This is a genomic window from Bacteroides sp. AR29, assembly GCF_900217715.1.
Taxonomy (GTDB): Bacteria; Bacteroidota; Bacteroidia; order Bacteroidales; family Bacteroidaceae; genus Bacteroides; species Bacteroides uniformis.
Genome location: NZ_OBMS01000002.1, coordinates 13,847 through 40,398 on the forward strand (window position 1 = coordinate 13,847; position 26,552 = coordinate 40,398).

Consider the following 26,552-nt stretch of genomic DNA (forward strand, 5'->3'; position numbering starts at 1 on the left):
AGGTTGTGGTAATCTTGTGGTAGTTTGTTTTTTGACATACATCAATTGCTCCTATACTTTTGCAAAAGAATTTTAAATCAATACAAAATGAAGAAAAATTTATTAATTACATGTGTGATGTTGTTGTTTGCCGTTGTTTCGATGGCGCAGAACAAAATTACGGTTTCGGGTGTCGTTTCCGACAAGACGGGAATGACTGTTATTGGTGCTACAGTTTCGGTAAAGGGGGCTCCTCAACAAGGAGTCGTTACTGGACTTGATGGTGATTATAAGATTACCAATGTTCCCAGTAACGCTGTCTTGCTTTATAGCTATATTGGTATGAAAGACCAAGAAATAGCAGTGAATGGTCGTACTACTATTAATGTAGTAATGCAAGAAGACAATATGTTGATTGATGAAGTTGTAGTTGTAGGCTATGGTGTACAGCGTAAATCAGACTTGACCGGTGCTGTTGGTTCTATCAAGAGCGATGATTTGAAAAAGATTTCTACACCTAATGTGGCTAACGCATTGCAAGGTCGTGTGTCCGGTGTATTTATCTCTGCAAGCGGTGCTCCGGGTAGCTCTCCTGAAGTGCGCATTCGTGGTATCGGTACTACTAATAATAGCAATCCGCTCTATGTGGTTGATGGAATGTTTATGGACGATATATCATTCCTGAGTAACCATGATATTGAGTCCATGGAGGTATTGAAGGATGCTTCTGCTACTGCCATGTATGGTTCTCGCGGTGCTAACGGTGTAATCATTGTTACCACCAAGCAAGGTGCTGAAGGTAAAGCACAGGTGAACATTACTGCCAGTGAAGGATTTCAGTTCCAAAATAGCGGTAAGTTTGAGATGTGTACGGCTTCTGAATATGCTATGCTGCAAAATGAAGCTAACTTGAATATTAATCCAGATGGCGGTCTTGTTTATGATGACCCGGCTTCTTTCGGAAAAGGGACCAATTGGTTCGATGAGATTTTCCGAGTAGCGTCTGTCCGTGATTATCAAGTTGCTGTTAGTGGCGGAACAGAAAAGGTACGTTATAATTTGAGTGCCGGATATTTCCAACAGGATGGTATCATAAAGGAAAATTCTTATGACCGTTTTACTTTGCGTGCCAATAATTCATATAAAATAAACAAACATTTGACTATCGGGCATAACTTATCGGCTTCTTTTAGTCATACAAAAAATGAAAATAAGGGAGTTGTAAAATCTGCTTATAAACTGAGTCCTATCATTACTCCTTATGATGAGAATGGTAATTTCTCCGATCCTCAGGTGGCATCTACTGCTAATCCGCTTGCTACCCTCCATTATATGAATAGTGATAATTGGAAAGATAGAATTGTGGGTAGTGCATTCTTGAATTGGGAAGTTATTAAAGGGTTGAATTTTAAGACCAGCTTGGGCATTGATTATATTAATGGTAGAAGTCGTAATTTTACTCCTAAGTATTATATCTCGGAGTATCAAAAGGTAGATGAGAACAGCTTGTCTAAAACATGGACTAGAGATTTTACTTGGCTGTGGGAGAATATCTTGACTTATGATTGGCAAATCAATGATAAAAATCGTCTGAATCTTTTGGGTGGTATTACTGCTCAAAAATACACTAATGAAAAGTTAGGCGGGTCAGGACGTAGTTTCTTCTCAGAAGTGGAAGACTATTGGTATTTGGATCAGTCTTCAAGCGATACACGTGGACTTGAGAATAATGGAAAACATGAAGCCATGATGTCTTACTTGTTCCGTGCCAACTATGCTTTAATGGACAGATATTTGTTGACGGCTTCTATACGTGCCGATGGCTCTTCGAAGTTTGGACCGGATAACCGTTGGGGATATTTTCCGTCAGTAGCTGCCGGATGGAGGATTTCTGAAGAAGCTTTTATTAAAGATAATGTTGAATGGTTGAGTAACTTGAAGATTAGAGGTAGCTGGGGGCAAATTGGTAATGATAAGATTGGTAATGACAAATATTATGCATTGGCTAATGTAGCCCCTACTTATGATGCTGTATTTGGTGGTGATTATTATTCTGGTGGTACTGTAACTTCTCTTTATAATACACAAATCCATTGGGAACGTTCAGAGCAGTTGGATCTTGGTTTTGATTTAGGCTTGTTCAATAATCGCTTTTCTTTAGAGTTTGACTATTACAGAAGAGATACAAAAGAAATGTTGGTAAATGTGGATGTTCCTGCTTCTGTAGGACTTGCCTCTGTAGAAACAAACGTGGGCTCAGTACGTAACTCTGGACTTGATTTTACGGTGAAATGGGAAGACTCGTTTAAGGATTTTCGTTATGGCATCCGCTTGACTGGAACTACAATTAAGAATGAGGTGACTAATTTGGGAGGTAAACGTATCACCAGTGGGGATATAGGTTCCGGAAAAAGTGTTCATATGACAGAAGAAGGAATGCCAATCAAGTATTTTTATGGTTACAAGACTATTGGTATTTTCCAAAGTAATGAGGAGATTGAGCAGTATAATGCGATGGCTGCGGCTGCTTCCGGTGATGCGAAGAAGAAGTATCAGGCAAATGTAGCTCCGGGTGATCTGATTTATGCAGATACGGATGGCAATGGATATATAACTGCTGAAGACCGTACGGATTTAGGCTCTCCTACTCCGAAGTTTATCGGTGGTTTGGGTATAACTGCCGCTTGGAAAGGCTTTGATTTGTCAATTGATTTGCAGGGTAATTTTGGTAATAAGATTTATAATGCCAAACAAGCTGAAAGAAATGCTGGTGTTGATAACTGGGATCGTTCGTTCTTGGATAGATGGACTGAAAACAATAGGAATACTTCCATTCCGCGCATGACATTTGAGGGTAACAATTATTTTGTTTCCGACCGTTATGTTGAGAGTGGCAACTATGTGAAGTTACAGACTGTGGAATTTGGATATACATTCCCAAAAAACTTGATGCAAAAAGTGCATATCCAGAATTTGAGATTGTACTTCTCAGGTAATAACCTGCTTTATTTTACGAATTATAACGGATTTACTCCTGAAATCTTAGGGGGGCTTGACCGTGATATTTATCCGATTACCGCTACCTGCCGTTTTGGCTTGAATCTTACATTCTAATGGAAAATAAAAATAGGAAATGATTATGAAAAAGATATATTCACTTTTATTAGCTTCAGCATTGGTTTTTACCTCTTGTTCTGATTTTTTGGATACAAAGCCGCAAGGGAAATTGACGCAAGATATTTTCTTCGGGGAAGAAGAAGGTGCTTTGATGGGAATTAATGCTATATATTCTCAAATGAAAAGTTGGGACTTGATCGGCTTTTCTTGGTTTGGCATTATGGAGGTGCCGAGTGACAATTCTGATACAGGAAGTTCACCGGCAGATGGTAGTTATGCTCGCGTGAATTCATTGAATGATTTTACTTATGATGTTTATACTTCTGAATTGAACGGCTGGTGGACTGGCAATTATAAAGGAATCGGATTCTGTAACGTAGCATTGGATAATTTGGATGTGTTGAAAGATGAGCAGTTAAAGATTAGAAGCATTGCACAGGCGCGTTTTTTCCGTGGTTTCTTTTACTTTAACTTGGTGAGAACTTACGGTGGCGTACCTTTGGTTACTAAAGTTCAGAATCCCGATGAATACGATCAGCCATGCGCTTCTGAAGAAGCTATTTATCAGCAGATTATTGATGACTTGTCTTATGCGGCAATGAATTTGCCAACCCGTGATGAATGGGGGATTGCTGAGCGAGGAAGAGTTACGAAAGGAACTGCAGAAGGCTTGTTGGCTAAAGTTTATTTGTTCCGTCAAGATTATGCAAGTGTAAAACAATATGCAGGGCAGGTAATAAGTAGGGGAGAATATAACCTGCATCACAATTACCGTGATTTGTTTAGCCCGGATTCTTATTATTCTGATGAAGTGATGCTGGCCGACCAGTATTTGTGGGGATCAGACAAGACGAGAGATAAGGCTTCCGAATATGTGAAGTGGCAAGGTGTCAGAGGTTTCAAAGGTTGGGGATTCTGTTCTCCGTCAGAATCTTTGGATAAGGCTTATGAATCAGGTGATCCGAGACGGGAGGCTACTATCATTTACGATGGCGAAAATATGGAAGGAGTTGGGGTTATAAACTTCAAGGACGAACCGGGAGTACAACCGCGCGCCAATAAAAAGACAATGTGGCCTACAACTTATTGGAATGCCAATAATTTTGCTAAACAAAATTGCCACTTGTATTTTCTGCGTTATGCGGATGTACTGTTAATGTATGCTGAGGCCTGCAATGAGTTGGCAAATGGTGAAAGCGATCCATTAGTAGATGACGCCCTGGCTAAATTGGAATTGGTCAGAGACCGTGCTCGTAAGTCCGGTGATGATCCCACTGTATTACCTAAAATAACAGAGAGGAATAAAGCTAAGTTGCGTGAAATCATATGGAATGAGCGCCGCATTGAATTAGCAATGGAAGGACACCGTTTCTTTGATTTGATTCGTGCTGATAAAGTTGTTCCCGGATATGCGGAAAAGATGCTGAAGGCCCATGGAAAGACAAACTTCAATATGAGCCAGCATTCTACATTCTACATTCCACAGAAGCAGATTGATATTTCTCAAGGAATATTGAAGCAAAATAAATAAGGTGTGTGAGGAGTAGCCTTAGGCTACTCCTACTTCTTATGTGGTTAAAATGTTTAAAAATAGGTATTATGAAAAATATATTTCTTTTTTTCTTGTTTTTTGGGGTTTGTTCGTGCTCGGTAAATGCCATAAATCCACCATCTGATGTGACAGAAAAGCAACTCTCCGATGATGAACTCATGACTCTTGTCCAGAAGCAAACTTTCCGTTACTTTTGGGATTTTGCCCATCCCGAATCAGGATTGGCACATGAACGGAGCAACGGAGGTGCCGAGACAGCTACCATCGGTGGCTCGGGTTTCGGAGTGATGGCTATCATTGTCGGCATAGAGCGTGGTTTTGTCACTCGCGAACAGGGCGCTGAACGTATGTTGAAGATAGTCCGCTTTCTGAGCGACAAGAATACCGACAGCTATCACGGCATGTGGGCACATTGGATGAACGGTAAAACCGGCAAGACCATTCCTTTCAGTCGTAAGGACGATGGAGCGGATATTGTAGAATCCGCTTTCATGTTCGAAGGCTTGTTGGCTGCCCATCAGTATTTTACAAAGGATAATCCAACGGAAAACCGTATCCGCGGGATAATCAATAATCTGTGGCGTCAAGCAGAATGGAACTTTTTTACTCAGGGACAAGATGTGATGTATTGGCATTGGTCGCCAAACAACGGATGGGCGATGAATCATCAGATTAAAGGTCATAACGAGTGTCACATTGTTTACATTTTGGGCGCGTCTTCCCCTACTTATCCGATTGCCGAGAGCGTTTATCATAAAGGCTGGGCCAATGCGAATACTTTTCTGAACGGTCGGGAGTATTACGGCATCAAGCTTCCTCTTGGAAACAACCACGGAAAGGGAGGTCCTCTCTTCTTCACTCATTATTCTTACATGGGGCTTGACCCACGTGGCTTGAAAGATCGTTATGCCGATTACGAGGAACAGATGAAGGCTCATACCTTGATTAACCGTGCCTACTGCATTGACAATCCGAAGGGTTACAAGGGTTACGGCGAAAAATGTTGGGGATTGACTGCCAGTGACGGTGACAAAGGTTATTCTGCCCATAGTCCCGGTAATGACCGTGGTGTGATTACGCCTACCGCTGCTCTTTCCTCTATTCCATATGCACCTGAATATTCTTTGGAAGCCATGCGTTATTTCTATGAAGAGTTGGGTGACCGTCTTTGGGGTGAATATGGTTTCAAGGATGCGTTCAATTTGACGGAGAATTGGTTTGCACCTTCGTATCTTGCCATTGACCAAGGGCCGATTATTGTGATGATAGAGAACTATCGTACCGGTTTGATTTGGAAACTTTTCATGAGTCATCCCGATGTCCAGAAGGGTTTGAGGAGATTAGGCTTTACTTCTCCTTATTTGAACAAGGTCGATTAGGTTGTTTGATAGGATTCTTTGATTTTGATTAGGTTTTACATAGATTAAAAAGGTTTGTAACCATGAAAAACGTGTTTATCAATAGTGTATTGGTTGTTTTCGCATTGCTTGTCGCCTCGTGCGGCAGGCAACCGGAAGCCAAAGTAGAGGTGATGTCGTTCAACATCCGTTTGGATCATGTGGCGGACAGTATGAACAATTGGAAATACCGCAAGGACCATGCGGCACAAATGATTGCTTATTATGCTCCGGACATTATAGGCATGCAAGAGGTGGTGAAGAACCAACTCGATGACTTGAAGGAGCGTCTTCCGCAATATACCGCTCTCGGTGTAGGTCGTGCAGATGGAGAAGAGAAAGGTGAGTATTGCTCTCTTTTCTATAAGACAGACCGTTTCGAACTATTGAAGAGTGGAAATTTTGGGCTGAGTGAAACTCCTGATTCCATCGGAAAGAAAGGCTGGGATGCGGCTTGCGAGCGTATTGTGACTTGGGCGGTACTGAAAGACAAGGTGAGTGGTAGGGAAATAGCTGCTTTCAATACTCATTTCGATCATGTAGGTAAAGTGGCACGTCGCGAAAGTGCCGTGCTGATACTTGAGAAGATAAAACAAATGGCGGGTGACCTTCCGGTAATTGTTACCGGAGACTTTAATGGAACGGTAGATTCCGAGCCGGTCACTGTATTGACGGAAGGTGGAATGAAGAATGCTTGCGTTACGGCGAAAGTCGCTTACGGACCGACATGGAGTTTCCATGACTTCGGGCGCATCCCGGTAGAGAAACGTAGGTTGATAGATTTTATTTTTATAAAAGGTGCTGTAGAGGTGGAGCGTTACCGAACCATTGATGATAAGCCGGACAACGGCTATCTCTCCGATCATGCTCCCGTAATGGCTATCTTAAAACTATAAAAGCATTTACTATGAAAAAGAAATTATTGATTGGAGCTGCCCTGATACTTTCTGTGGGTATGGCATGTACTTCAGGAGCCGGTGATTGGCAGAGTTACAGCGGTGACAAACGGATAGAAGAGCGTGTCGATTCTGTACTTGCCTTGATGACACTTGAAGAGAAAATAGGTCAGATGACCCAATATTCTGCCAAGAGCGATATTGTGACCGGTCCGCAAGTAAATACGGACATTGAACCTCTATTGAAGAAAGGATACATAGGCAGTCTTTTCCATGCCACTTCTTCTGCCGCCATCCGCAAGACACAAGAGACGGCGCTAGCGGAATCCCGGTTGAAGATTCCAGTGCTTTTTGCTTTCGATGTGATACACGGTTTTAAAACGATATTCCCTATTCCTTTGGCCGAGTCGTGTGCCTGGGACGCTGAACTGGCAGAAAGAAGTGCGTCCATTGCCGCTGCCGAAGCTTCGGCAGTGGGTGTTAACTGGACTTTTGCCCCCATGGTGGACATTTCACGTGATGCACGTTGGGGACGGGTAATGGAAGGCTCTGGTGAGGATCCTTATCTGGGTTCATTGCTCTCTGCCGCACGTGTACGCGGTTTCCAGGGTGAGAAGCCCGAAGACTTGATGCGGCTGGACAAGATGCTGGCTTGCGCCAAACACTTCTGTGCATATGGTGCTGCTGAAGCTGGTCGTGATTATAATACGACTGATGTGTCTGAGCGCTCTTTGCGCGATATTTATTTCCCGCCTTTCAAGGCTGCCAAAGATGCGGGTGTGGCTACTTTCATGACTGCCTTCAATGAGATTTCCGGTGTGCCTTGCACTTCCAGTAAATTCCTTTATCAGGATGTGCTTCGTGATGAGTGGGGGTTCAACGGTTTTGTAGTGACGGATTATACGGCTATCAATGAGCTTGTTCCCCATGGCGTGGCACGCGACGAGGCTCATGCCGCCGAGTTGGCTGCCAATGCGGGCATCGAGATGGATATGACCGGAGGTGTGTTTCATGCACATCTGCTGCAAGCCGTGAAAGAGGGCAAGGTGAACGAAGAAACCATTGATAATGCCGTACGCCGCATTCTGGAGATGAAATTCCTTTTAGGCATTATGGACGATCCTTACCGCTATCTGAATGAGGAGCGTGAGAAGGCTACTATCATGAAACCCGAGTTCTTGGAAGCAGCGCGCGATGCTGCTCGTAAGTCGGTAGTATTGTTGAAGAATGAGAATAACTTTTTCCCGATACAACCCTCCGAACGTAAGACTGTAGCTTTGATAGGTCCTATGGTGAAAGAACGTAACAGTGTGAACGGTGGTTGGGGTGGACGGGGAGACCGTCAACGGAGTGTCACTCTTTTTGAAGGGTTGGAAAAAAAGTACGGAAACTCGAACGTACGTTTTCTTTATGCCGAAGGCTGCGATCTTCGCAAGCCTGGAACTGCAGGATTTGCACAAGCTGTGTCCGTGGCTCGTCAGGCAGATGTCATTCTGGTTGCTGCCGGTGAAGACCAGAACTGGAGTGCCGAGGCTGCTTGCCGCACGGACATCACCCTGCCTGCTTCGCAGCGCGACTTGCTGAAGGAACTTAAGAAAACGGGTAAGCCCATCGGATTGGTATTGATGAACGGTCGTCCGCTGGAACTTATTTGGGAGGACGAGAATATGGATGCTATTCTCGAAGCCTGGTATCCGGGCACGATGGGTGGTCATGCCATTGCCGATGTCATCGCAGGCGACTATAATCCTGCCGGAAAGCTGACAATGAGTTTTCCACGTTCGGTGGGGCAGCTCCCGCTTTACTATAACCACAAGAACACCGGACGACCGCTTCCTCCGGACAATCCGAAGATGGACTACAAGTCTTCTTATATTGACTGTCCCAATTCTCCGCTTTATCCTTTTGGATATGGCTTAAGTTATACTAGCTTTGAGGTGGATAACTTGAAATTGGACAAGGAGGAGCTGAAAAAGGGGGAAACACTTACCGTTACAGTGGATGTAGCCAATATCGGTAAAGTCGGTGGTGAAGAGGTGGTACAGCTTTATATTCGCGACCTTGTGGGAAGTGTGACTCGTCCGGTGAAAGAATTGAAGGGTTTTCAAAAGCTGTATCTCAAGGCTGGCGAGAAGAAGTCGCTGACATTTGTGCTGACTGAAGAAGACCTTGCCTTTTGTGGTGCTGATATGAAGATGCAGGTGGAACCGGGGGAATTCCGGCTCTGGGTAGGAACATCGTCGGCAGATGAGCGGAATGAATCTGTTTTTACGTTGATATGATAAATTGAAAAATCTTATAAATCATTGAAGATGATGAATCATAAACTATCTTTAGGACTTGCCATGCTTCCATTGGTTCCTGCTGTTCAGGCTCAGGAACAAGGCAGGCAAGACGGTGAACGTCCTAACATTATTTTTATCATGAGTGATGACCATGCACAGCAGGCTATGAGTATCTATGGTCATCCTATAGGTAAAGTGGCACCTACTCCTAATATTGACCGTATCGGGCAGGAAGGAGCTGTGTTCTGGAATAATTATTGCTGTAATTCTATTTCAGGCCCCAGTCGCGCCGCGATACTTACTGGCAAGCATAGCCATAAGAACGGCTTCATGAAGAATTGGGCACTAGGTTTCGACGGCTCTCAGCAGACGTTGCCTAAACTGTTGCAACAAGGCGGCTATGAGACTGCCGTCATCGGTAAATGGCATCTTATTTCCAAGCCGACGGGATTTGACCATTGGATGATTCTCAATGACCAAGGCGAATACTGTAACCCACAGTTCATTACCGAGGGGGACACTACTATTCATAAAGGATATGTGACCGACCTCATCACTCAATATTGTGAGGAATGGATGGACAACGGTCGTGACAAGAACAAGCCGTTCTTCCTGATGATGCACCACAAAGCCATTCACCGCAATTGGGTACCTGCCGAACGGCATTATCGTTTGTATGAACACGCCAAGTTCCCGCTTCCCGATAATTATTACGATGCCTATGAGGGACGTTACGCAGCACAGATGCAGAAGATGAATATATACCGTGACATGTACGAAGGTCACGATTTGAAGATGGTTGCGGGTATCGATAGCGACAGCCTGCTCTTTGACCCTTGGCCGCACGCTTTCATGGGAACAATGACACCGGAAGAACGCCGCCGTTCCCTTGATGCTTACCGCGATCGAAATAATGAGTTCTATTCCAAGCCACGTTCATTTAAGGAAGTGGCTGAATGGAAATACCAACGTTACCTGCAAGACTACATGGCTTGTGTAGCAAGTGTGGACGAGAGTGTGGGCGAGATACTGGACTATCTCAAACGTACGGGGTTGGACAAGAATACGATTGTAGTCTATACCACCGATCAAGGCTTCTACTTGGGCGAACATGGCTGGTTTGACAAGCGTTTCATGTACGAAGAGTCTTTTGGTATGCCGATGGTGATGCGCTGGCCGGGACATATCAAACCGGGTACGCAAGTTACAGGTCTGACCCAGAACATCGACTTTGCTCCTACTTTCCTTGATATGTGCGGCATCTCCATTCCGCAGGACATGCAGGGCGTTTCGTTCAAGGAACTGGTGGAAAAAGGTAAGACACCGCGCGACTGGCGTAAGTCCTTGTACTATCACTATTATGAGTTTCCCGGCTTCCACAGCGTGCGTGCCCATTACGGTGTGAAGATGGAACGCTACAAGCTGATGCACTTCTACGTGGATGACAATTGGGAACTTTATGATCTCAAGACAGACCCTGAAGAAATGCACAATCTTTATGGGAAGAAGGGAATGGAGAAGATTACCACCGAACTGAAGGCTGAACTGGCACGCTTGCAAAAAGAATACGATGTGCCGCAGGAGTTATGCCGCTGAAAAGCTACCGGAAGACATATTGAACATTAATAACCTGATAATAAAGATAAAAGATAATGAGAAGACTGATTACTAATCTGCTGCTGGCATTATTATGCTTGGCGTCTCCCCTTTTGGCGCAGGACATGCACATGGATACTTATTGTAATCCGCTGAATGTAGACTATACCTATATGATATACAATTCTTCGAAAGATATCTCCTACCGCTCGGGTGCCGACCCTGCCGTAGTAGAGTTTCGTGGAGAATATTATATGTTCGTTACCCGTACGCACGGCTACTGGCATTCTACGGATTTGCAAAACTGGAATTTTATCAATCCGGGGGAAAACTGGTATCCACAAGGTTGTAACGCTCCGGCGGCACATAACTACAAGGATTCAGTACTTTATGTCTGTGGCGATCCTTCGGGTGTGATGAGTGTGCTTTATACCGACAACCCCAAGTCGGGTAACTGGAAAGCCACTCCTGCAATCATCACCAACTTGCAAGACCCTGACCTTTTTCTTGATGATGACGGCAGTGCTTACATGTTCTGGGGCTCTTCCAACAAGTGGCCCATTCGCGGCATGAAGCTCAACAAGAACCATCGTTTCATACAAGAAGGCGAGAAGCTGGAACTTTTCAATCTCGACCCAGAGAAACATGGTTGGGAACGTTTTGGAGAAAATCATGCCGATACCGTGCTGGGCGGCTATATCGAAGGACCGTGGTTGACAAAGCACAACGGGAGGTATTACATGCAATATGCCGCTCCGGGCACTCAGTTCAATGTATATGCCGATGGTGTATATGTGGCCGACCATCCGATGGGACCTTATACCTATCAGAAACATAACCCCATTTCCTATAAGCCTGGCGGTTATATCAACGGTGCCGGTCATGGAAGTACGGTGCTCGGACCGGGTGGGCAATACTGGCATTTCGGTTCTATGGCTCTGCCCATTAATATGCACTGGGAACGCCGTCTCTGCATGTTCCCTACTTATTTTGACGAAGACGGCATCATGTATTGTGACACCCGTTTTGGAGATTATCCCCGTTATGCACCTACTGTGCCGGGAAAGAAAGGGGAGTTCCGCGGCTGGATGCTTCTTTCTTACAACAAGCCTGCCAGAGGTTCTTCGGCTGTAGAAGGTCATACTGCTGCCGGATTGACGGACGAGAATTGCAAGACTTATTGGCTGGCTTCTTCCAACGATGAAACACAGTGGGTGGAGATAGACCTTCAGGCACCTGCCACTGTAAACGCTATTCAGGTGAATTACAACGATTATAAGAGTGACATGTATGGCCGTTATCCCGGCCTACGCCACCGTTATACCATCGAAGGTTCTGTGGACGGCATCAACTGGACGCGCCTCGTCAACCGCAGCAATAGTTTCAAGGATACTCCGCACGATTACGTGGAATTGGAAACCCCTGCTCGGGTACGTTATGTACGTTACAAAAACATTCATGTTCCTACACCGCACCTTTCCATTTCTGCCATCCGTATTTTCGGTCTGGGCGAAGGTAAGGCGCCTGCTCAAGTGAAGACATTTGACCCTCACCGTCACGAAGATCGTCGTGACATCACGCTGACTTGGAAACCGGTGAAAGGTGCACAAGGATACAACATCCTTTGGGGTATTGCGCCGGACAAGCTTTACAGTTCTTGGATGGTGTATGGTGACGAGTGTAGGCATCTGATGAAATGTCTCTCTACCGACCAGGAATATTATTTTGCTATCGAATCTTTCAATGAAAGCGGTGTATCTCAAATTTCTGCCGTTAAAGAAGTGAGATAATGTGTTGTAAAATGAGGGTGTGCCATCAACCGTTTTGACACACCCTCATTTGTCGTTTTATGTGTATTTTGTTTATTGTCAGCTTAATAAAACTATGGATAAAAAGTCGTATTGCATCGCTTGGTTGATGTTGTTGTTCGTCGGTTCATTACATGCACAATATCGTACTACTACCTACTGTAACCCTCTTAATCTGGACTATACTTATCCTTTTCACAATTCCCATTTGGGCAAGTCCTATCGTTCGGGTGCCGACCCTGCTGTAGTGGAGTTTCGGGGGGAGTATTATATGTTCGTTACCCGTTCCTGGGGTTACTGGCATTCCAAGGACTTGCTGAATTGGGACTTTATTACTCCCGAAAAATGGTATTTCGAAGGTTGCAATGCTCCTGCTGCCCATAATTATAAAGATTCCGTACTCTATGTTTGTGGGAATCCATCCGGAGCCATGAGCATACTGTATACCGATAATCCCAAACGGGGGGACTGGAAGGCAGTGCCATCGGTACTCCACGACCTTCAGGATCCTGCCCTTTTCATTGATGATGATGAACGTGCTTATATGTATTGGGGGTCTTCCAACCGTTGGCCTATCCGTGGTAAGGAACTTGATATGAAGAATAAATTCCTGCCGATAGCGAAAAAGCCGGATTCACTGCTCTTTCTCCGTCCTGACATTCATGGGTGGGAACGTTTTGGCGAAAATCATACCAGTGACATCAAGCCATTCATCGAGGGTGCGTGGATGACGAAACACAATGGGAAATATTATTTGCAATATGCCGCTCCGGGCACTCAGTTCAATGTGTATGGTGACGGTGTTTATGTAGGAAAATCTCCTTTGGGTCCCTTTCAGTACGCGGCTCATAATCCGTTCTGCTACAAGCCGGGAGGATTTGCTACCGGTGCCGGGCATGGAAGTACGGTTTGTGGTCCGGGAGGAATATACTGGCATTTCGGTACAATCCATCTGTCCATTAATTATAAGTTTGAGCGTAGGTTATGTATGTTTCCTACATTTTTTGATGAAGACGGTGTGATGTACTCTGATACTTACTTCGGTGACTATCCTCACTATTCTCCCGACCAGGTTTCGCGACAGACGACAAGCGGTGGTTTCCGGGGCTGGATGTTGCTTTCTTATGGCAAACCCGTGAAGGCTTCTTCGCAATTGGAAAGTTATCCGGTGGAAAATGTGACGGACGAGAACTTGAAAACCTTCTGGGTGGCCGGAAAAAATGACGATAAGCAATGGGTGGAGATAGACCTTGAAGAAGTGAGTGACGTGTATGCCTTGCAACTGAATTTCTTTGACTATGAGGAAACCGGATTTTGGGGACGTATGCCAAACCTCCGGCAACGCTATCTTGTAGAAGCTTCGGTGGATGGTGCCCGTTGGCGGGTATTGGTGGACTATCGCAACAGTTTCCGTGATGCCCCTCATAATTACATAGAACTGGATCAACCGATAGAAGCACGCTATATTCGTTATCGCCACCATTACGTGCCGGGCAAGAATCTGGCAATGGGGGATATTCGCGTGTTCGGTTTGGGACGTGGGAAAAAACCGGCTACGGTAAAAGGTTTTACGGTAGTGCGTGAAGCGGACGAACGTAATGCCCGCATTTCTTGGAAAGCGGTGAAGGGTGCGCAAGGCTATAATGTATTGTGGGGTGTTGCTCTTGATAAATTGTATAGTTCGTGGATGGTATATGGCGATAATTCATTAGACTTACGTGCCCTCACGGTGGGACAAAAATATTATTTTGCCATCGAGGCATTCAATGAAAATGGTATTTCGCAACGTGTCTTTCTTCGAGAGGCGCACTGATTGTATAAAATGAACAGTAATGAAACAGATAATACACTCTTTTTTATATGGTAGTGCCGTTTGGGCTGCTTGTACTGTATCGCAGGAGGTCAAGGCCGGTGGGATTCCTGTCTCTACCACAGAGGATGGAGATGCTGTTAGCCCAAACATTGTTTGTGTGGTATGTGAAGACATCGGTCCTTGGCTGCACTGTTTCGGTGACAGTGTGGCAGTGACTCCGACTATTGACGCCCTTGCGGCAGAGGGTATACGCTATACCAGCATTTATGGGACAGTGGGTGTTAGTGCTCCTTCGCGTGCGGCACTTATTACGGGAATGTATCCCACGCATATCAATGCCAACTATATGCGTACGCAAGGGGGGCAGATTGCACGTCCACCGGCGGTAACCGGTTACGATATTGTGTTACCCGAGGGAATAAAGTGCTATACCGAGCTGTTACGTGCCGCTGGCTATTATTGTACGAACAACCCGAAAACCGACTATCAGTTTCTTCCGCCTTTGACCGCTTGGGACGAATGTGGCAGGCAGGCGCATTGGCGCAACCGTCCTAAAGGGATGCCTTTTTTCGCTATATTCAATACCCTTGCCTCGCATGAGCAAAAGGTGTGGGAAAGTGCGAAAGATACGCTTTACGTCTCTCCCGACGATGTGGTGTTGCCACCCTATTATCCTGAGGACAGCATTGTGCGCCGCGATATTGCTGTCATGTACAGCAATATTTACCGCGTGGATTGTTTTGTCCGCCAGATGATTGATGAATTGAAAGCGGCAGGCGAGTGGGATAATACCATTCTTATCTTTTATTCGGATAATGGTGGACCGCTTCCTCGGCAGAAGCGTGAAATAACAGAGGTTGGTACCCATATTCCTCTCATTATCCGTTATCCGGACGGACGGTTGGCCGGCAGTATTGATGATGGACTTCGCAGTATCATTGACATTCCACCCACGATTCTTTCATTGGCGGGCATCAAGCCTCCTGCCTATATGGATGGCAAGGCGTTTGCAGGAAAATATGCTTCGCCATCGCGGCACTATGTTTTTGCTGCACGCGACCGTATGGATAAGTGCTATGACCAGCAGGGGGGGCGTGCGCGATTGCCGTTATCGTTATATCTGTAATTATACTCCCAATCAGCCCGGCTATCAGCCGGTAGGATTTCGTCTGAACATGCCGATGATGCGCCGTATGCTTCAACTCCATGAAGAAGGCGCGCTCGATGAGAATCAGGAAAGCTGGTTTGTTTGGCCCCGTCCGCGTGAAGAGTTCTATGATTTGGAGAAAGACCCTCATGAGATGTGCAATCTGATTGATGATCCGGCTTACCGGAAAGACATTGACCGTTTGCGGAAGGTATATCGGCAGTGGGAAAGGAAATATTGGCAATGTCGTCCGCTGACAGAACCGGAAATAGTACAAACTATGTGGCCGGACGGCGTACAGCCGCTCGTGTCAGCTCCGCAGATTGTACAAAAGGGGGGGCAGGTTAAGCTGGAGTGTTCCACTCCTGGAGTCTCTTATGCCTATCAGTTGAATGGTCGGGGACGGAATGGAGAGAAACATTGGAATCTATATGTTGAGCCGTTTGTTGTCCATAAGGGAGACCGGGTGGCAGTGCAGGCTTTCCGGGTGGGATATAAGAAGAGTGAGATAGTAGACTTTTAATTGAACATTAATTTTGTAGGATATGAAGAATACAGTTTGTACAGCCTTGATGCTGTTGATGTCTGTGTGTATGTATGCGCAGGAGTTGTATGGAGAGTATGAAAAGAAAGTGTATGTCTCTTCGCAGGGAGATTCGTTGAAGTACCGTTTGCTGCGTCCCGAAGCAGAAAAGGCAGGGAAGAAATATCCGTTGGTGCTTTTTCTGCATGGTGCGGGCGAACGAGGAGATGATAATCAAAAGCAATTGGTGCATGGTGGGCAGATGTGGCTCAATCCGGTGAACAGAGAAGAATATCCGGCTTTTGTATTGGCTCCCCAGTGTCCTAAGGAAGATTATTGGGCTTATGTGGGTCGTCCCAAGTCGTTTGTACCTGGAGAAATGCCCGAGGTACAGGAGCCTACGCGTATATTCCGCACATTGAAGGAGTTGCTGGATACCTATTTGGCTATGCCCCAGGTGGATAAAGACCGGATTTATGTGATGGGACTTTCCATGGGCGGTATGGGGACGTTTGATTTGGCGATACGTTATCCCGAAGTTTTTGCCGCAGCCGTTCCCATCTGTGGTATTGTGAATCCGGCAAGGCTTTCTGCCGCCAAAGACGTGAAGTTCCGTATTTATCACGGAGATGCCGATAACATTGTTCCGGTAGAAGGTTCGCGTCAGGCTTACAAGGCCTTGAAGGCTGCCGGTGCCGATGTTGAGTATATCGAATTCCCTGGAGTCAATCATGGCAGTTGGACACCGGCGTTCAATGATTCTGAGTTTATGGGTTGGCTGTTTAATCAGAAGAAAAAATGATGAGAGTATTGTCTGTTATCGGAATTCTCTTTTTAGGGGGCGCTTTTTTTACTTCTTGCATCACTTCTGGTCGGGTAAGTACTTTTGTGGTATTGCCGGATACGCAGACTTATCTGGAACAATGTCCGGAGGTCTTTGATTCGCAAGTGGACTGGTTGGTTGCCAATCGTAAGAAAATAGATGCCGTGTTCCAAGTGGGAGATTTGACACAAGATAATTCTCCGGTGGAATGGGCGTATATGCAGAAAGCCTTTCATCGTATTAGCCAAGCAGGAATACCTTATTCTGTCGTATGGGGAAATCACGATATTGGCAGTAAGCCCGGTAAGTTTTCGGACGTGCATAACACTGCAATGGCCAACAAGTATTTCCCTCTTTCTGACTATAAGCAGAAGAGTTATTGGGGAGGCAGTGCGGATGGAAAGACATTGGATAACTATTACATAAACCTTAGGTCGGGCGATACCGATTGGCTGGTCTTGAATCTGGAATTCGGGCCTTCTGATGAGGCTCTGCAATGGGCCGATTCCATAGTGGGTATTCATCCGGATAAGCTTGTCATATTGAATACACACGCCTATTTGTATTGTGACAGTACGTTGCATGACGGGAAAGACTGGTGGCGCCCTCAAGGATATGGCATCGGTAAAGAGTCTGGGCGCACAGTGAACGATGGTGCTGGAATCTGGGAGAAATTGCTTCTCAAACATCGCAATGTGATAGCTGTCTTTTGTGGGCATGTCTTGAAAAGCGGAGTCGGCACGCTGGTCTCTATAGGGAAAGAGGGAAATAAAGTGTATCAGATGCTGGCAAACTATCAGCGTGGTGTGGAAGGCAGTAGATTGGGAGGTGAGGGCTACTTACGCATTGTAACTTTTAACCGGAAGACAAGGGAGATAGATGTGAAGACCTATTCGACTTGGAATAAAGCCTACCACCCCTCCGAACATCATAACTTTAAGTTCAGAGAGGTGGACTTTGACGAATATCTGCGCTGAGACTTAAGTCCTTTCAGCGTAATCTCCGTTACTTTTTATCAGTTCTATCAGCTTTTCTACCGCCTCTTCTTCGGGAATGTTCTTTTCGATACACTCCTTCTTCTTGTAGAGGCTGATTTTGCCTCGTCCGGCGCCCACATAGCCGTAGTCGGCGTCTGCCATTTCTCCGGGGCCGTTGACAATGCATCCCATGATTCCTATCTTGAGTCCTTTCAGATGGCCGGTGGCTGCCTTGATACGGGCAATGGTACTTTCCAGGTCGTAGAGGGTGCGTCCGCAGCCGGGACAAGAGATGTATTCGGTCTTGCTGGTACGTACACGTCCGGCTTGCAGGATACCGAAAGCAGTGGCATCCACTACTTTGCCGCTTATGGTTTCTCCTTGGTTGAAGAGAAGGATACCGTCACACAGACCGTCGAAGATGAGTGCTCCCATGTCTGCCGCCGCTTTGATTTGCAGATTTTCCAATTCGCTCTCTGCGTAGTGTTCAAAGAAGACTACCGGGTTCTTCAGGCCTTCCTTCATCATCTGGTGTGCCAGGGCGCGTTGCTCTCCCAACCGGTTGGGATGATTGCTTTGCGAAATCAATACGACTTCCGGATGATACTTCAGGCAGGCGATGGCTTCGTCATTCAGCCCCATATACGTGATGAAGAGGAATTTCAAGGAAGCGCCGCAGCTGCTTAGGAAAGGAAGCTGGTCTCCTTTAAAGGCAGGCCAGGCATTGTCCGGTTCCGTTCTGCCGTTACTGTGCTCCATCCAGACATCGGCATCGATGATGCATTGCATGCCTTCCGGAAGTTGTTCCGGGATGGAACGTCCCGTATAGATATAGTCCGGCATGAATTGCGGATTGAAGTCCATGTCCCCGTCTAAGCGTGCGGCAATGACCACGGGCAGATTGTCTCCGCCGATATTGTGTACGGCGGCAGTCTCGCGGCGGGTGGGAGAGAGATAATTGAATTCCGGCACATCTGCTCCGGGGATATAAGGATGGTCGTGGCGCTGCACGATATAGTCCACCAATTTGCGGGCTACGGGGATTTCCGCCTCCGGAGCTTCGCTCAGGGAAACCCGGATGGTGTCACCCAAGCCGTCTGCCAGCAGGGCGCCGATGCCCAAGGCCGATTTGATGCGTCCGTCTTCTCCGTCTCCGGCTTCCGTTACACCGAGATGCAGCGGGAATCGCATACCTTCCTGCTCCATGACGGCTGCCAGCAAGCGTACTGTCTTTACCATGACCACTGTATTGGATGCCTTGATGGAAATGACCACATCCGTGAAATTCTCTTGTACGCAGATGCGCAGAAACTCCATACAAGATTCCACCATACCTTCCGGTGTATCGCCATAGCGCGACATGATGCGGTCGGATAATGAACCGTGGTTCACGCCGATGCGGATGGCAGTATGGTTCTCCTTGCAGATATTAAGGAAGGGTACAAAGCGGTCGTGTATCTTCTGCAACTCCTGGGCATACTCTTCATCGGTATACTCCAAATGTTTGAAAGTACGTGCTGCATCCACATAGTTTCCCGGATTGATGCGGACTTTTTCTACATACTGCGCTGCTACGTCCGCTACCTTCGGGTTGAAGTGAATGTCGGCCACAAGCGGCACCATATATCCGTCCTGGCGTAGGCCTATGTTGATATTCATCAGGTTTTCAGCCTCTTTGATGCCTTGGGCCGTGAGGCGTACATACTCTCCTCCGGCATCGACAATACGTTTGGCTTGCGCTACACTGGCTTCTGTGTCCTGCGTAGCGGTGTTCGTCATACTTTGTATGCGGATAGGATTGGAGCCGCCCATAGGGGTGGCTCCGATGTTTACTTCTGACGTTTCCCGTCGGGAATAGTTAAATAGATCCACGATGATATTTACAGTTAAAGGATTAAAAGATTTACGATTGGATGATTTACGATGTACGATTGAAGATACCAAGAAGTAATTTCAATCGTACATCGTAAATCATCCAATCGTAAATCAATTGGTTTTGTATTCGTACTTCACATCCTTCAAGTCCTCATTTGCCTTGACTATTTTCTTTTTCAGCCCTTCTTTGTAGGTGGCAAATGTTTCGGCCAATGAGGAATCGCCCAATGCCAGCATTTGTACGGCAAGGATGGCAGCGTTCATGGCACCATTAATGGCAACGGTGGCTACCGGTATGCCCGGAGGCATCTGGATGATGGAGTAGAGGGCATCTACGCCATCGAGTACGGCCCCTTTTACGGGAACCCCGATTACCGGCAGTGTGGTATTGGCAGCAATGACGCCGGGCAGGGCGGCAGCCATACCGGCAGCAGCGATAATCACTTTAATGCCGCGTTGACGGGCATTCTTGGCAAATTCCTCCACTGCTTCCGGTGTGCGGTGGGCAGAGAGAGCGTTCATTTCGAACGGTACATGCAGGTCATTGAGCAATTGCGCGGCTTTCTCCATAACGGGGAGGTCGGAAGTGCTACCCATGATGATGCTAACGATTGGAGACATGAATCTTTAAATTATTAAAGGGTTAATTTTATAAGGGTTAGGGATTAACGATTAGGGGTTAGGGACTGCGCTATCATTCCGTCCGGTGCTAATCGCTAACCCCTAATCCTTTCATTTCATTCGTTTATCAGCGCTTTGTAGGCTTCGGCATCCAGCAGGCTGTCGAAGTCGGCATCAGCGGCGGGTTTGATTTTGATGAGCCAGCCTTCGCCGTATGGGTCCTGGTTTACCAGTTCCGGCTGGTCGGCAAGGGCTTCGTTTTGCTCCAGAATCTCACCGGTTACGGGCAGGAAGAGGTCTGATATGGTTTTTACTACTTCGATGGTACCGAACACTTCGTCGGCAGCCAATGTTTCACCTTCGGTCGGGATGTCGACAAACACAATGTCACCCAGTTGCTCTTGTGCATAATCGGTAATACCTACATAGGCTACATCACCTTCCAGGCGAATCCATTCGTGTTCTTTGGTGTACTTTACATTAGTCGGGAAATTCATGATCATTAGTTTTTAAGGGTTGATACTATGTAAATTAAAAGTTGAAAATTAAAAATTAAACAAGGCTCTTAAAAGAGGAAGATTCGGAACAGTATGTTGCTCAGCGGGTGGAGTACCAGCAACGAGCAGATAAGCCCTACGGCAAAGCCTCCCATAACTTCGCCCAGGGTGTGGTGTCGCAGGATGATGCGGGCGGTGCCCAACACGCCAGCCACCAGTATAAAGAGGCATAGCCACCATACGGGATTGTAGCTGAACAAGGCACTGAAAGCTACCAGTCCGCCAATTACGGCTCCGGCGCCTGCCATGTGTTCGCTCAGTTTCCATTTTAAGTTGACAATGACGCAGATTATCATCACTACCAGGGCGGAGAGTATGATACCGGTCATGTACCACGGGATATTGAGCCGGTGCATCATGAGCAGGCAGAATACATAAGAAGTGATGGTCAGAATAAAGGGAATGTATCTCCTTTTTCGTTCCACCAGTTCTTCCGGACTGAAACCGTTGATTTTGCGGAAGATGAAGATAGTCAGTGTAGGCATCAGGATGGTGAAGCAATACACCACACCCAATACTATCAACTTGTACTGCAACGGCATGATGCGCAGGTACGAGAATATAAACAGAACCAGAAATGCCAGGAAAGGGATGGAGAACGGTGTGAATACCGCCGAAATCACTTTCGCTGTTCTGATTAAAGTTTTATCTGCTATAATATGCTCTTCCACAACCTAATTTTATTTACGATTTGACTATTTACAATTTACTATTTGAATGCACTAATCTTTAAACCTTAATCCCTAATCGCTCATCCTTTTCTCTCATCTTCTCAGTCTTGCCACGGGGATATTCATCTGTTGGCGATACTTTGCCACCGTGCGGCGGGCTATGGGATAGCCTTTCTCCTTCAGCAGCTCGGTCAGTTCGTCATCGGTCAGAGGCTTTTTCTTGTCCTCGTTGTCAATGCACTCTTTGAGTATCTTGCGTATTTCGCGTACAGACATCTCTTCGCCGTCTTCGGTTGTGTAGCCGTCGTTGAAGAAGAATTTCAGCGGGTAGATGCCGTAGTTGGTCTGTACATACTTGCTGTTGCTCACACGGGAGATGGTCGAGATGTCCAACCCGGTACGTTCGGCAACATCTTTCAGAATCATGGGGCGGAGCAATGACTCGTCTCCTTCGAGGAAGAAAGGACGTTGCAGGTCTATGATGGCCTGCATGGTGGTCATCAGCGTATTCTGGCGTTGCTTCACGGCATCGATGAAACCTTGTGCGGCATCCATTTTTTGTTTGAGGAACATCATGGCTTCGCGGGATTCCTTAGACTGGTTGGCCCGGTTCTTGGTGTGTTCTTCCACCATCTCGGTGAAGTCGCGGCTCATGCGCAGTTCCGGCACGTTGCGGTTGTTCAGTGTCACGTTGATGGTACCGTCGTCATAAGTGTCTACCAGGAAGTCGGGCACAATCTGCTGCATGTTCTTGCCGATGGCTTCGCCGAGCGAGGCACCGGGACGGGGATTCAGCTTGCAGATTTCCTTAACGGCTTGTTGCAGGGTATCTTCGCTGATACCTAATTTCTGCATAATCTTGTCCCAATGCTTGCGGGTGAACTCTTCGTAGCACTGGGTAAGAATATCTTCTTCTATATAGTATTGTGGAGGCGAGGGCATGGGCCGTTGCGCTTCCTTGCGTCGAATCTGGATGAGCAGGCACTCTTGCAGGGTGCGGGCGCCCAGACCGGCGGGGTCGAAGTCTTGTATAATCTTCAATACTTCTTCCAGCTCTTCGGGAGAAGCGTCGATACCGGCGTAGATGGCGAGTTCGTCGCTGATACTGTCCAGCGATTTGCGCAGCAGGCCATCGTCGTCCAGCGAGCCGATGAGATATTCGGCCAGTTCGCGCTGGTGCGGAGTCAAGTCCTGCTCGCCGAGCTGCTGGCGCAAGGTTTCATAGAAAGAGGTGGCGTCGGAGAAAGGAATTTCTTCTGCCTGCTCCCCTTTGCTGCGGTTGTTCTCCTGCAGCTTGTAGTCGGGGATATCGTCTTCGTTCAGATAATCGCTTAAAGAATCATAGCTAGTGTCTCCACCATCTTCTGAGCCGGTTTCCGCATCGGGTGTGTCGGGGTATTCGTCGCCAGGAGTATCCTCCTTACCCTCTTCCAGTGCCGGATTTTCCAGAAGTTCGGCACGTACGCGGTCCTCTAGTTCCACGGCGGGAAGTTCCAGCAGCTTTACCACCAGAATTTGTTGCGGCGACAGCGTTTGTATCTGCTGTTGCGCTTGGGTCTGTACTTGTCGGGAGCCTTGTGCCATATTTTTATAAATTATTCAATGCACTCATTGTGCATCTTCTTTCAGATATTTACCGCAAAAATAGTGAATAGTTCGATAACACGAAACCTCTCTGATGATATTTAACAAGAAAAGAGAAAACAAGCTTTTGCCAATAGCTTGGCAAACTTTTGCCATGCCTATGGCAAGACTTTGCCAACGCGGTGGCAAAACTTTGCCAAAGGCTTGAAAAACGTTGGCAAAATAGTCTTCTGATTATGAACTATATAGATTAATCTCCTTTTTGTATTATCTTCTTTCAAAGATTATCTATATCTTTGTCCTATAACTACTAAAACAAGGAATGTTATGTTTGCTAAAGAAACGTATGTGCAGCGCAGGGCCCAGCTGAAAAAAACGATAGGCTCCGGAGTGTTACTGTTTTTGGGTAACGATGAACAAGGTTTGAACTATGAGGACAATACTTTCCGTTACCGCCAGGATTCCACTTTTCTCTACTATTTTGGCTTGTCGTTTGCCGGGCTGTCAGCTCTCATCGACATAGATGAAGATAAAGAAATCATTTTTGGCGATGAGCTGACCATCGACCATATTGTCTGGATGGGTACCCAGCCCACCCTTCACGAAAAGGCTTCTGCTGTGGGAATTTCCGAAACCCGTCCTTTTGCCGACATCGTCGGTTATCTGCACAAGGCTGTACAGAAGGGACAGACCATCCATTATTTGCCCCCTTATCGTGCCGAGCATAAGTTGAAACTGATGGACTGGCTGGGTGTTCCTCCGGCACGTCAGGAAGGGTCTGTGCCGTTTATCCGTGCGGTGGTGGCACAGCGCAACTACAAGTCGGCAGAAGAAATAGCGGAAATAGAAAAGGCATGCGACGTGACTGCTGACATGCACATCACCGCAATGAAGGTGCTTCGTCCGGGCATGTACGAATACGAGGTTGTGGCCGAAATGAACCGTATCGCCGAGATGAACAACTGCGAGCTGTCTTTTGCCACGATTGCTACTGTCAACGGCCAGACCCTGCATAACCACTATCACGGCAACCGGGTGCAACCGGGAGACCTTTTCTTGATTGATGCCGGCGCCGAGCTGCCTTCGGGTTACTGTGGTGACATGTCGTCTACCGTGCCGGCGGACAAGACTTTTACTCCACGCCAGCGTGCCGTTTACGAAATCCAGAACGCCATGCATCTGGAGTCTGTTAAAGCGCTTCGCCCGGGCATTCCCTATATGAAGGTGTACGAGCTTTCCGCCCAAGTGATGGTGGAGGGGCTGAAAGAGCTGGGGTTGATGAAGGGCAATGCCGAAGATGCCGTGCGCGAAGGGGCGCATGCCTTGTTTTATCCCCATGGACTGGGTCATATGATGGGGTTGGATGTGCACGATATGGAGAACCTGGGTGAGCTCTGGGTAGGCTATGACGGTCAGCCCAAGAGTACGCAGTTCGGCCGCAAGAGCCAGCGTCTTGCCATCCCTCTGGAACCGGGCTTTGTGCATACGGTTGAGCCGGGCATCTACTTCATCCCCGAGCTGATTGACTTATGGAAAGGAGAGAAGAAGTTCATGGACTTCATCAACTACGATAAGGTGGAAGAATACCGCAATTTCGGCGGCATCCGTAATGAGGAGGATTATCTGATTACCGAAACGGGAGCACGTCGCTTGGGCAAGAAAATTCCGTTGACACCGGAAGAGGTGGAAGCGTTGCGTTGACAACCACATCCTTAATATACACAGAGAGCCGTTTGTCCCGATAATGCCGGTGGCAAGCGGCTCTCAAATTTAGGGGTCATACAGATTGTATTATGTATGGTTTATGCGTGCAGTTCCAGTACGAACCGTGCTCCCTTGTTGTAGCTGCTGTCTAGTGTCAAGCTGCCGTTCATCTTGGTGGCAATCAGTGAGCAGATGGGGAGTCCCAGGCCGTCGCCTTGCGTCAGGTCTTTCACTTCGGTGAAAGGCTTGAAGATGTTTTCGCGTTGCTCCTCGGGGATACCGCAACCGGTGTCGCTGATGATGAACTGGTGGGTGTGCGCACCGCGTTTCTTGAAGTCCAGCCATATTTTTCCTCCGGCAGGGGTGTACTCGGCGGCGTTTTCCAACAAATGCAGCAAGACGCGTTCCAGTTGCTCAGGGTTGATTTTCACATTCAATTTGGGGGCATTCACGGTCAGGGTGACATCTTCTTGTGTCATTCCTTTGATTTTGTCCATGATGCCTTCACAGAAAGTGGAGATATTCTTCTCCTGCACTTCGTAGGGTTCGGACAAGGTGGTTTCCAATTCGGACAGTTCCTGGATATGGTTGGAGAATGCATGCAGGGCTTTTACGCCCGGCAGTGAGGCGTCGAGCGTGTCCAGTGTCGGTTCCATTTGGGCGGAAATGTTCTGGATAAATTTGGTTTTCAGCTCATTGTGCTCATTAGCAATGCTGATGGCCTTCTTCTGTTTACGGGTGAGGATGATGAAACGCAGCAATACGATGGCGCCGAATACCAGTGCGGCGGCAAGGATGGCGGCGAGTATGCAAAGCCCGATGATGATGTACTGCTTGGCGCTTAGGGAATCATCTTTCTCCTGGATAGTGGCCAGGCTTTCATCGTATTTCTTCTTCAGGGCGTTCAGTTCCTCTTGGGCGGTAAGCGCCTTTACGGAGTCGGTCCATAGGATGTACTTGTCGTAGGTGCGTGCCACCAGTCCGGCATTGTTTGCTTTGCGGGCGATACTGATAAGAGTCTTGTAGCATTCGTCTACTTTGGCGTAGTTCTTCTGTTCCTTATATTGCCCTATCAGGCGGTTGGTAGCCGCATCACCTTGTGTGTTCATGCCGAAGGTGTAGTAATAGTTGGCCTGCGTATAAAGCAGGTCGTTGCTCAGAGAGTCGTTGTGAGAGGCTTTGGCGGTCTCTTCCAGTTTGGTCAGCTGTTCCTTGGCGCGTGCGGGATTTTTCAGGTTGATGTACATCTGCAGGCGTTCCTTGTTGATGCGGAAACGTAGGTTGGGCATGGCCTTGCCCGTTTTCTGTTCGCCGGTTGCCACCACTTGCTCGGCACCGCGCAGCAGTTCAAAAGCTTCTTTATAGTAATTCTCCCGATGGTAGAGGGCGCTGGCATTGACGCCGCATTCCACTGCCTGGGCATACTTGTCTTGCGTGGCAAAGGCATTGTAGGCTTGCAGGAATAGATAGCGGGCTTTGATATATTCTTTTTTCGTAAGATTTTCTTGTGCTTGTTTCATCAATTCGTCTGCACGGTTTTGCGCATGGAGTTGAGTAAAGATGCAGAAAGTCGCTAAGAGAAGTATCGAAATAATTTTTTTCATGTGTACGTTTGTTTTATTTGCTC

Annotated in this window: 19 protein-coding genes; 13 read left to right on the forward strand and 6 right to left on the reverse strand. The window is 47.0% G+C overall.

Annotated elements, in window-relative coordinates; genetic code table 11:
• Window positions 1-87: 87 nt before the first annotated feature.
• From CSD97_RS00045 to CSD97_RS00095, 12 genes are all read left to right on the forward strand, one after another.
• A complete protein-coding gene (locus CSD97_RS00045; protein ID WP_098031784.1) occupies window positions 88-3,093 on the forward strand; it encodes a TonB-dependent receptor in 3,006 nt (1,001 codons plus the stop codon).
• A gap of 25 nt (window positions 3,094-3,118) precedes the next feature.
• Window positions 3,119-4,627 (forward strand): RagB/SusD family nutrient uptake outer membrane protein, encoded by a 1,509-nt coding sequence (locus tag CSD97_RS00050; protein WP_229075205.1) that lies wholly within the window; start codon window positions 3,119-3,121, stop codon window positions 4,625-4,627.
• A gap of 68 nt (window positions 4,628-4,695) precedes the next feature.
• Complete coding sequence (locus CSD97_RS00055) at window positions 4,696-6,027, forward strand: glucoamylase family protein (protein ID WP_098031786.1); 1,332 nt, start codon at window positions 4,696-4,698, stop codon at window positions 6,025-6,027.
• A gap of 62 nt (window positions 6,028-6,089) precedes the next feature.
• Window positions 6,090-6,941 carry an endonuclease/exonuclease/phosphatase family protein gene (locus tag CSD97_RS00060; protein ID WP_008662617.1) on the forward strand — a complete coding sequence of 284 codons (852 nt, stop codon included), beginning with the start codon at window positions 6,090-6,092 and terminating at the stop codon, window positions 6,939-6,941.
• An 11-nt stretch (window positions 6,942-6,952) separates the two neighbouring features.
• Window positions 6,953-9,223 (forward strand): glycoside hydrolase family 3 N-terminal domain-containing protein, encoded by a 2,271-nt coding sequence (locus CSD97_RS00065; protein ID WP_098031787.1) that lies wholly within the window; start codon window positions 6,953-6,955, stop codon window positions 9,221-9,223.
• Window positions 9,224-9,256: 33 nt separating this feature from the next.
• The gene (locus CSD97_RS00070) at window positions 9,257-10,822 is read left to right on the forward strand and encodes a sulfatase (protein WP_098031877.1); all 1,566 of its coding nucleotides are present in this window, start codon (window positions 9,257-9,259) and stop codon (window positions 10,820-10,822) included.
• A 56-nt stretch (window positions 10,823-10,878) separates the two neighbouring features.
• Window positions 10,879-12,612: a family 43 glycosylhydrolase gene (locus CSD97_RS00075; RefSeq protein WP_098031788.1), complete on the forward strand. Its 1,734-nt coding sequence runs from the start codon at window positions 10,879-10,881 to the stop codon at window positions 12,610-12,612.
• 127 nt (window positions 12,613-12,739) lie between these two features.
• The gene (locus CSD97_RS00080) at window positions 12,740-14,443 is read left to right on the forward strand and encodes a family 43 glycosylhydrolase (RefSeq protein WP_227224335.1); all 1,704 of its coding nucleotides are present in this window, start codon (window positions 12,740-12,742) and stop codon (window positions 14,441-14,443) included.
• A 19-nt stretch (window positions 14,444-14,462) separates the two neighbouring features.
• Window positions 14,463-15,569 carry a sulfatase gene (locus tag CSD97_RS00085; RefSeq protein WP_227224330.1) on the forward strand — a complete coding sequence of 369 codons (1,107 nt, stop codon included), beginning with the start codon at window positions 14,463-14,465 and terminating at the stop codon, window positions 15,567-15,569.
• Window positions 15,520-16,113, forward strand: coding sequence for a hypothetical protein (locus tag CSD97_RS18980; protein WP_244284002.1), 594 nt, complete (start codon window positions 15,520-15,522; stop codon window positions 16,111-16,113). The genes CSD97_RS00085 and CSD97_RS18980 overlap by 50 nt, the downstream gene beginning before the upstream one ends.
• A 22-nt stretch (window positions 16,114-16,135) precedes the next feature.
• Window positions 16,136-16,915, forward strand: coding sequence for a prolyl oligopeptidase family serine peptidase (locus CSD97_RS00090; RefSeq protein WP_005830573.1), 780 nt, complete (start codon window positions 16,136-16,138; stop codon window positions 16,913-16,915).
• Window positions 16,912-17,913: a metallophosphoesterase gene (locus CSD97_RS00095; protein WP_005830571.1), complete on the forward strand. Its 1,002-nt coding sequence runs from the start codon at window positions 16,912-16,914 to the stop codon at window positions 17,911-17,913. The genes CSD97_RS00090 and CSD97_RS00095 overlap by 4 nt, the downstream gene beginning before the upstream one ends.
• Window positions 17,914-17,916: 3 nt before the next feature.
• On the opposite strand, the gene CSD97_RS00100 is transcribed toward CSD97_RS00095, so the two are convergent.
• The 5 genes from CSD97_RS00100 to rpoN form a co-directional block, all read right to left on the reverse strand.
• The gene (locus CSD97_RS00100) at window positions 17,917-19,785 is read right to left on the reverse strand and encodes a 4-hydroxy-3-methylbut-2-en-1-yl diphosphate synthase (protein ID WP_081029006.1); all 1,869 of its coding nucleotides are present in this window, start codon (window positions 19,783-19,785) and stop codon (window positions 17,917-17,919) included.
• A 114-nt stretch (window positions 19,786-19,899) separates the two neighbouring features.
• Entirely contained in the window at window positions 19,900-20,409 is a 510-nt protein-coding gene (gene purE / locus CSD97_RS00105) for a 5-(carboxyamino)imidazole ribonucleotide mutase (protein ID WP_057256695.1), read from the reverse strand.
• 116 nt (window positions 20,410-20,525) lie between these two features.
• Window positions 20,526-20,906, reverse strand: a complete 381-nt coding sequence (gene gcvH, locus CSD97_RS00110; protein ID WP_005834498.1) for a glycine cleavage system protein GcvH — start codon at window positions 20,904-20,906, stop codon at window positions 20,526-20,528.
• 68 nt (window positions 20,907-20,974) lie between these two features.
• Window positions 20,975-21,637 (reverse strand): membrane protein, encoded by a 663-nt coding sequence (locus CSD97_RS00115; RefSeq protein WP_005830565.1) that lies wholly within the window; start codon window positions 21,635-21,637, stop codon window positions 20,975-20,977.
• Between the two features lie 93 nt (window positions 21,638-21,730).
• Complete coding sequence (gene rpoN, locus CSD97_RS00120) at window positions 21,731-23,221, reverse strand: RNA polymerase factor sigma-54 (RefSeq protein ID WP_005830563.1); 1,491 nt, start codon at window positions 23,219-23,221, stop codon at window positions 21,731-21,733.
• Window positions 23,222-23,548: 327 nt separating this feature from the next.
• Here rpoN and CSD97_RS00125 point away from each other — a divergent pair, with 327 nt between their 5' ends.
• On the forward strand, window positions 23,549-24,922 hold the full coding sequence (locus CSD97_RS00125; RefSeq protein ID WP_005830557.1) for an aminopeptidase P family protein: 1,374 nt from the start codon (window positions 23,549-23,551) through the stop codon (window positions 24,920-24,922).
• A 101-nt stretch (window positions 24,923-25,023) separates the two neighbouring features.
• Here the strand turns inward: CSD97_RS00125 and CSD97_RS00130 are convergent, their stop codons facing one another.
• Complete coding sequence (locus CSD97_RS00130) at window positions 25,024-26,529, reverse strand: sensor histidine kinase (RefSeq protein ID WP_005830555.1); 1,506 nt, start codon at window positions 26,527-26,529, stop codon at window positions 25,024-25,026.
• Window positions 26,530-26,552 lie beyond the last annotated feature (23 nt).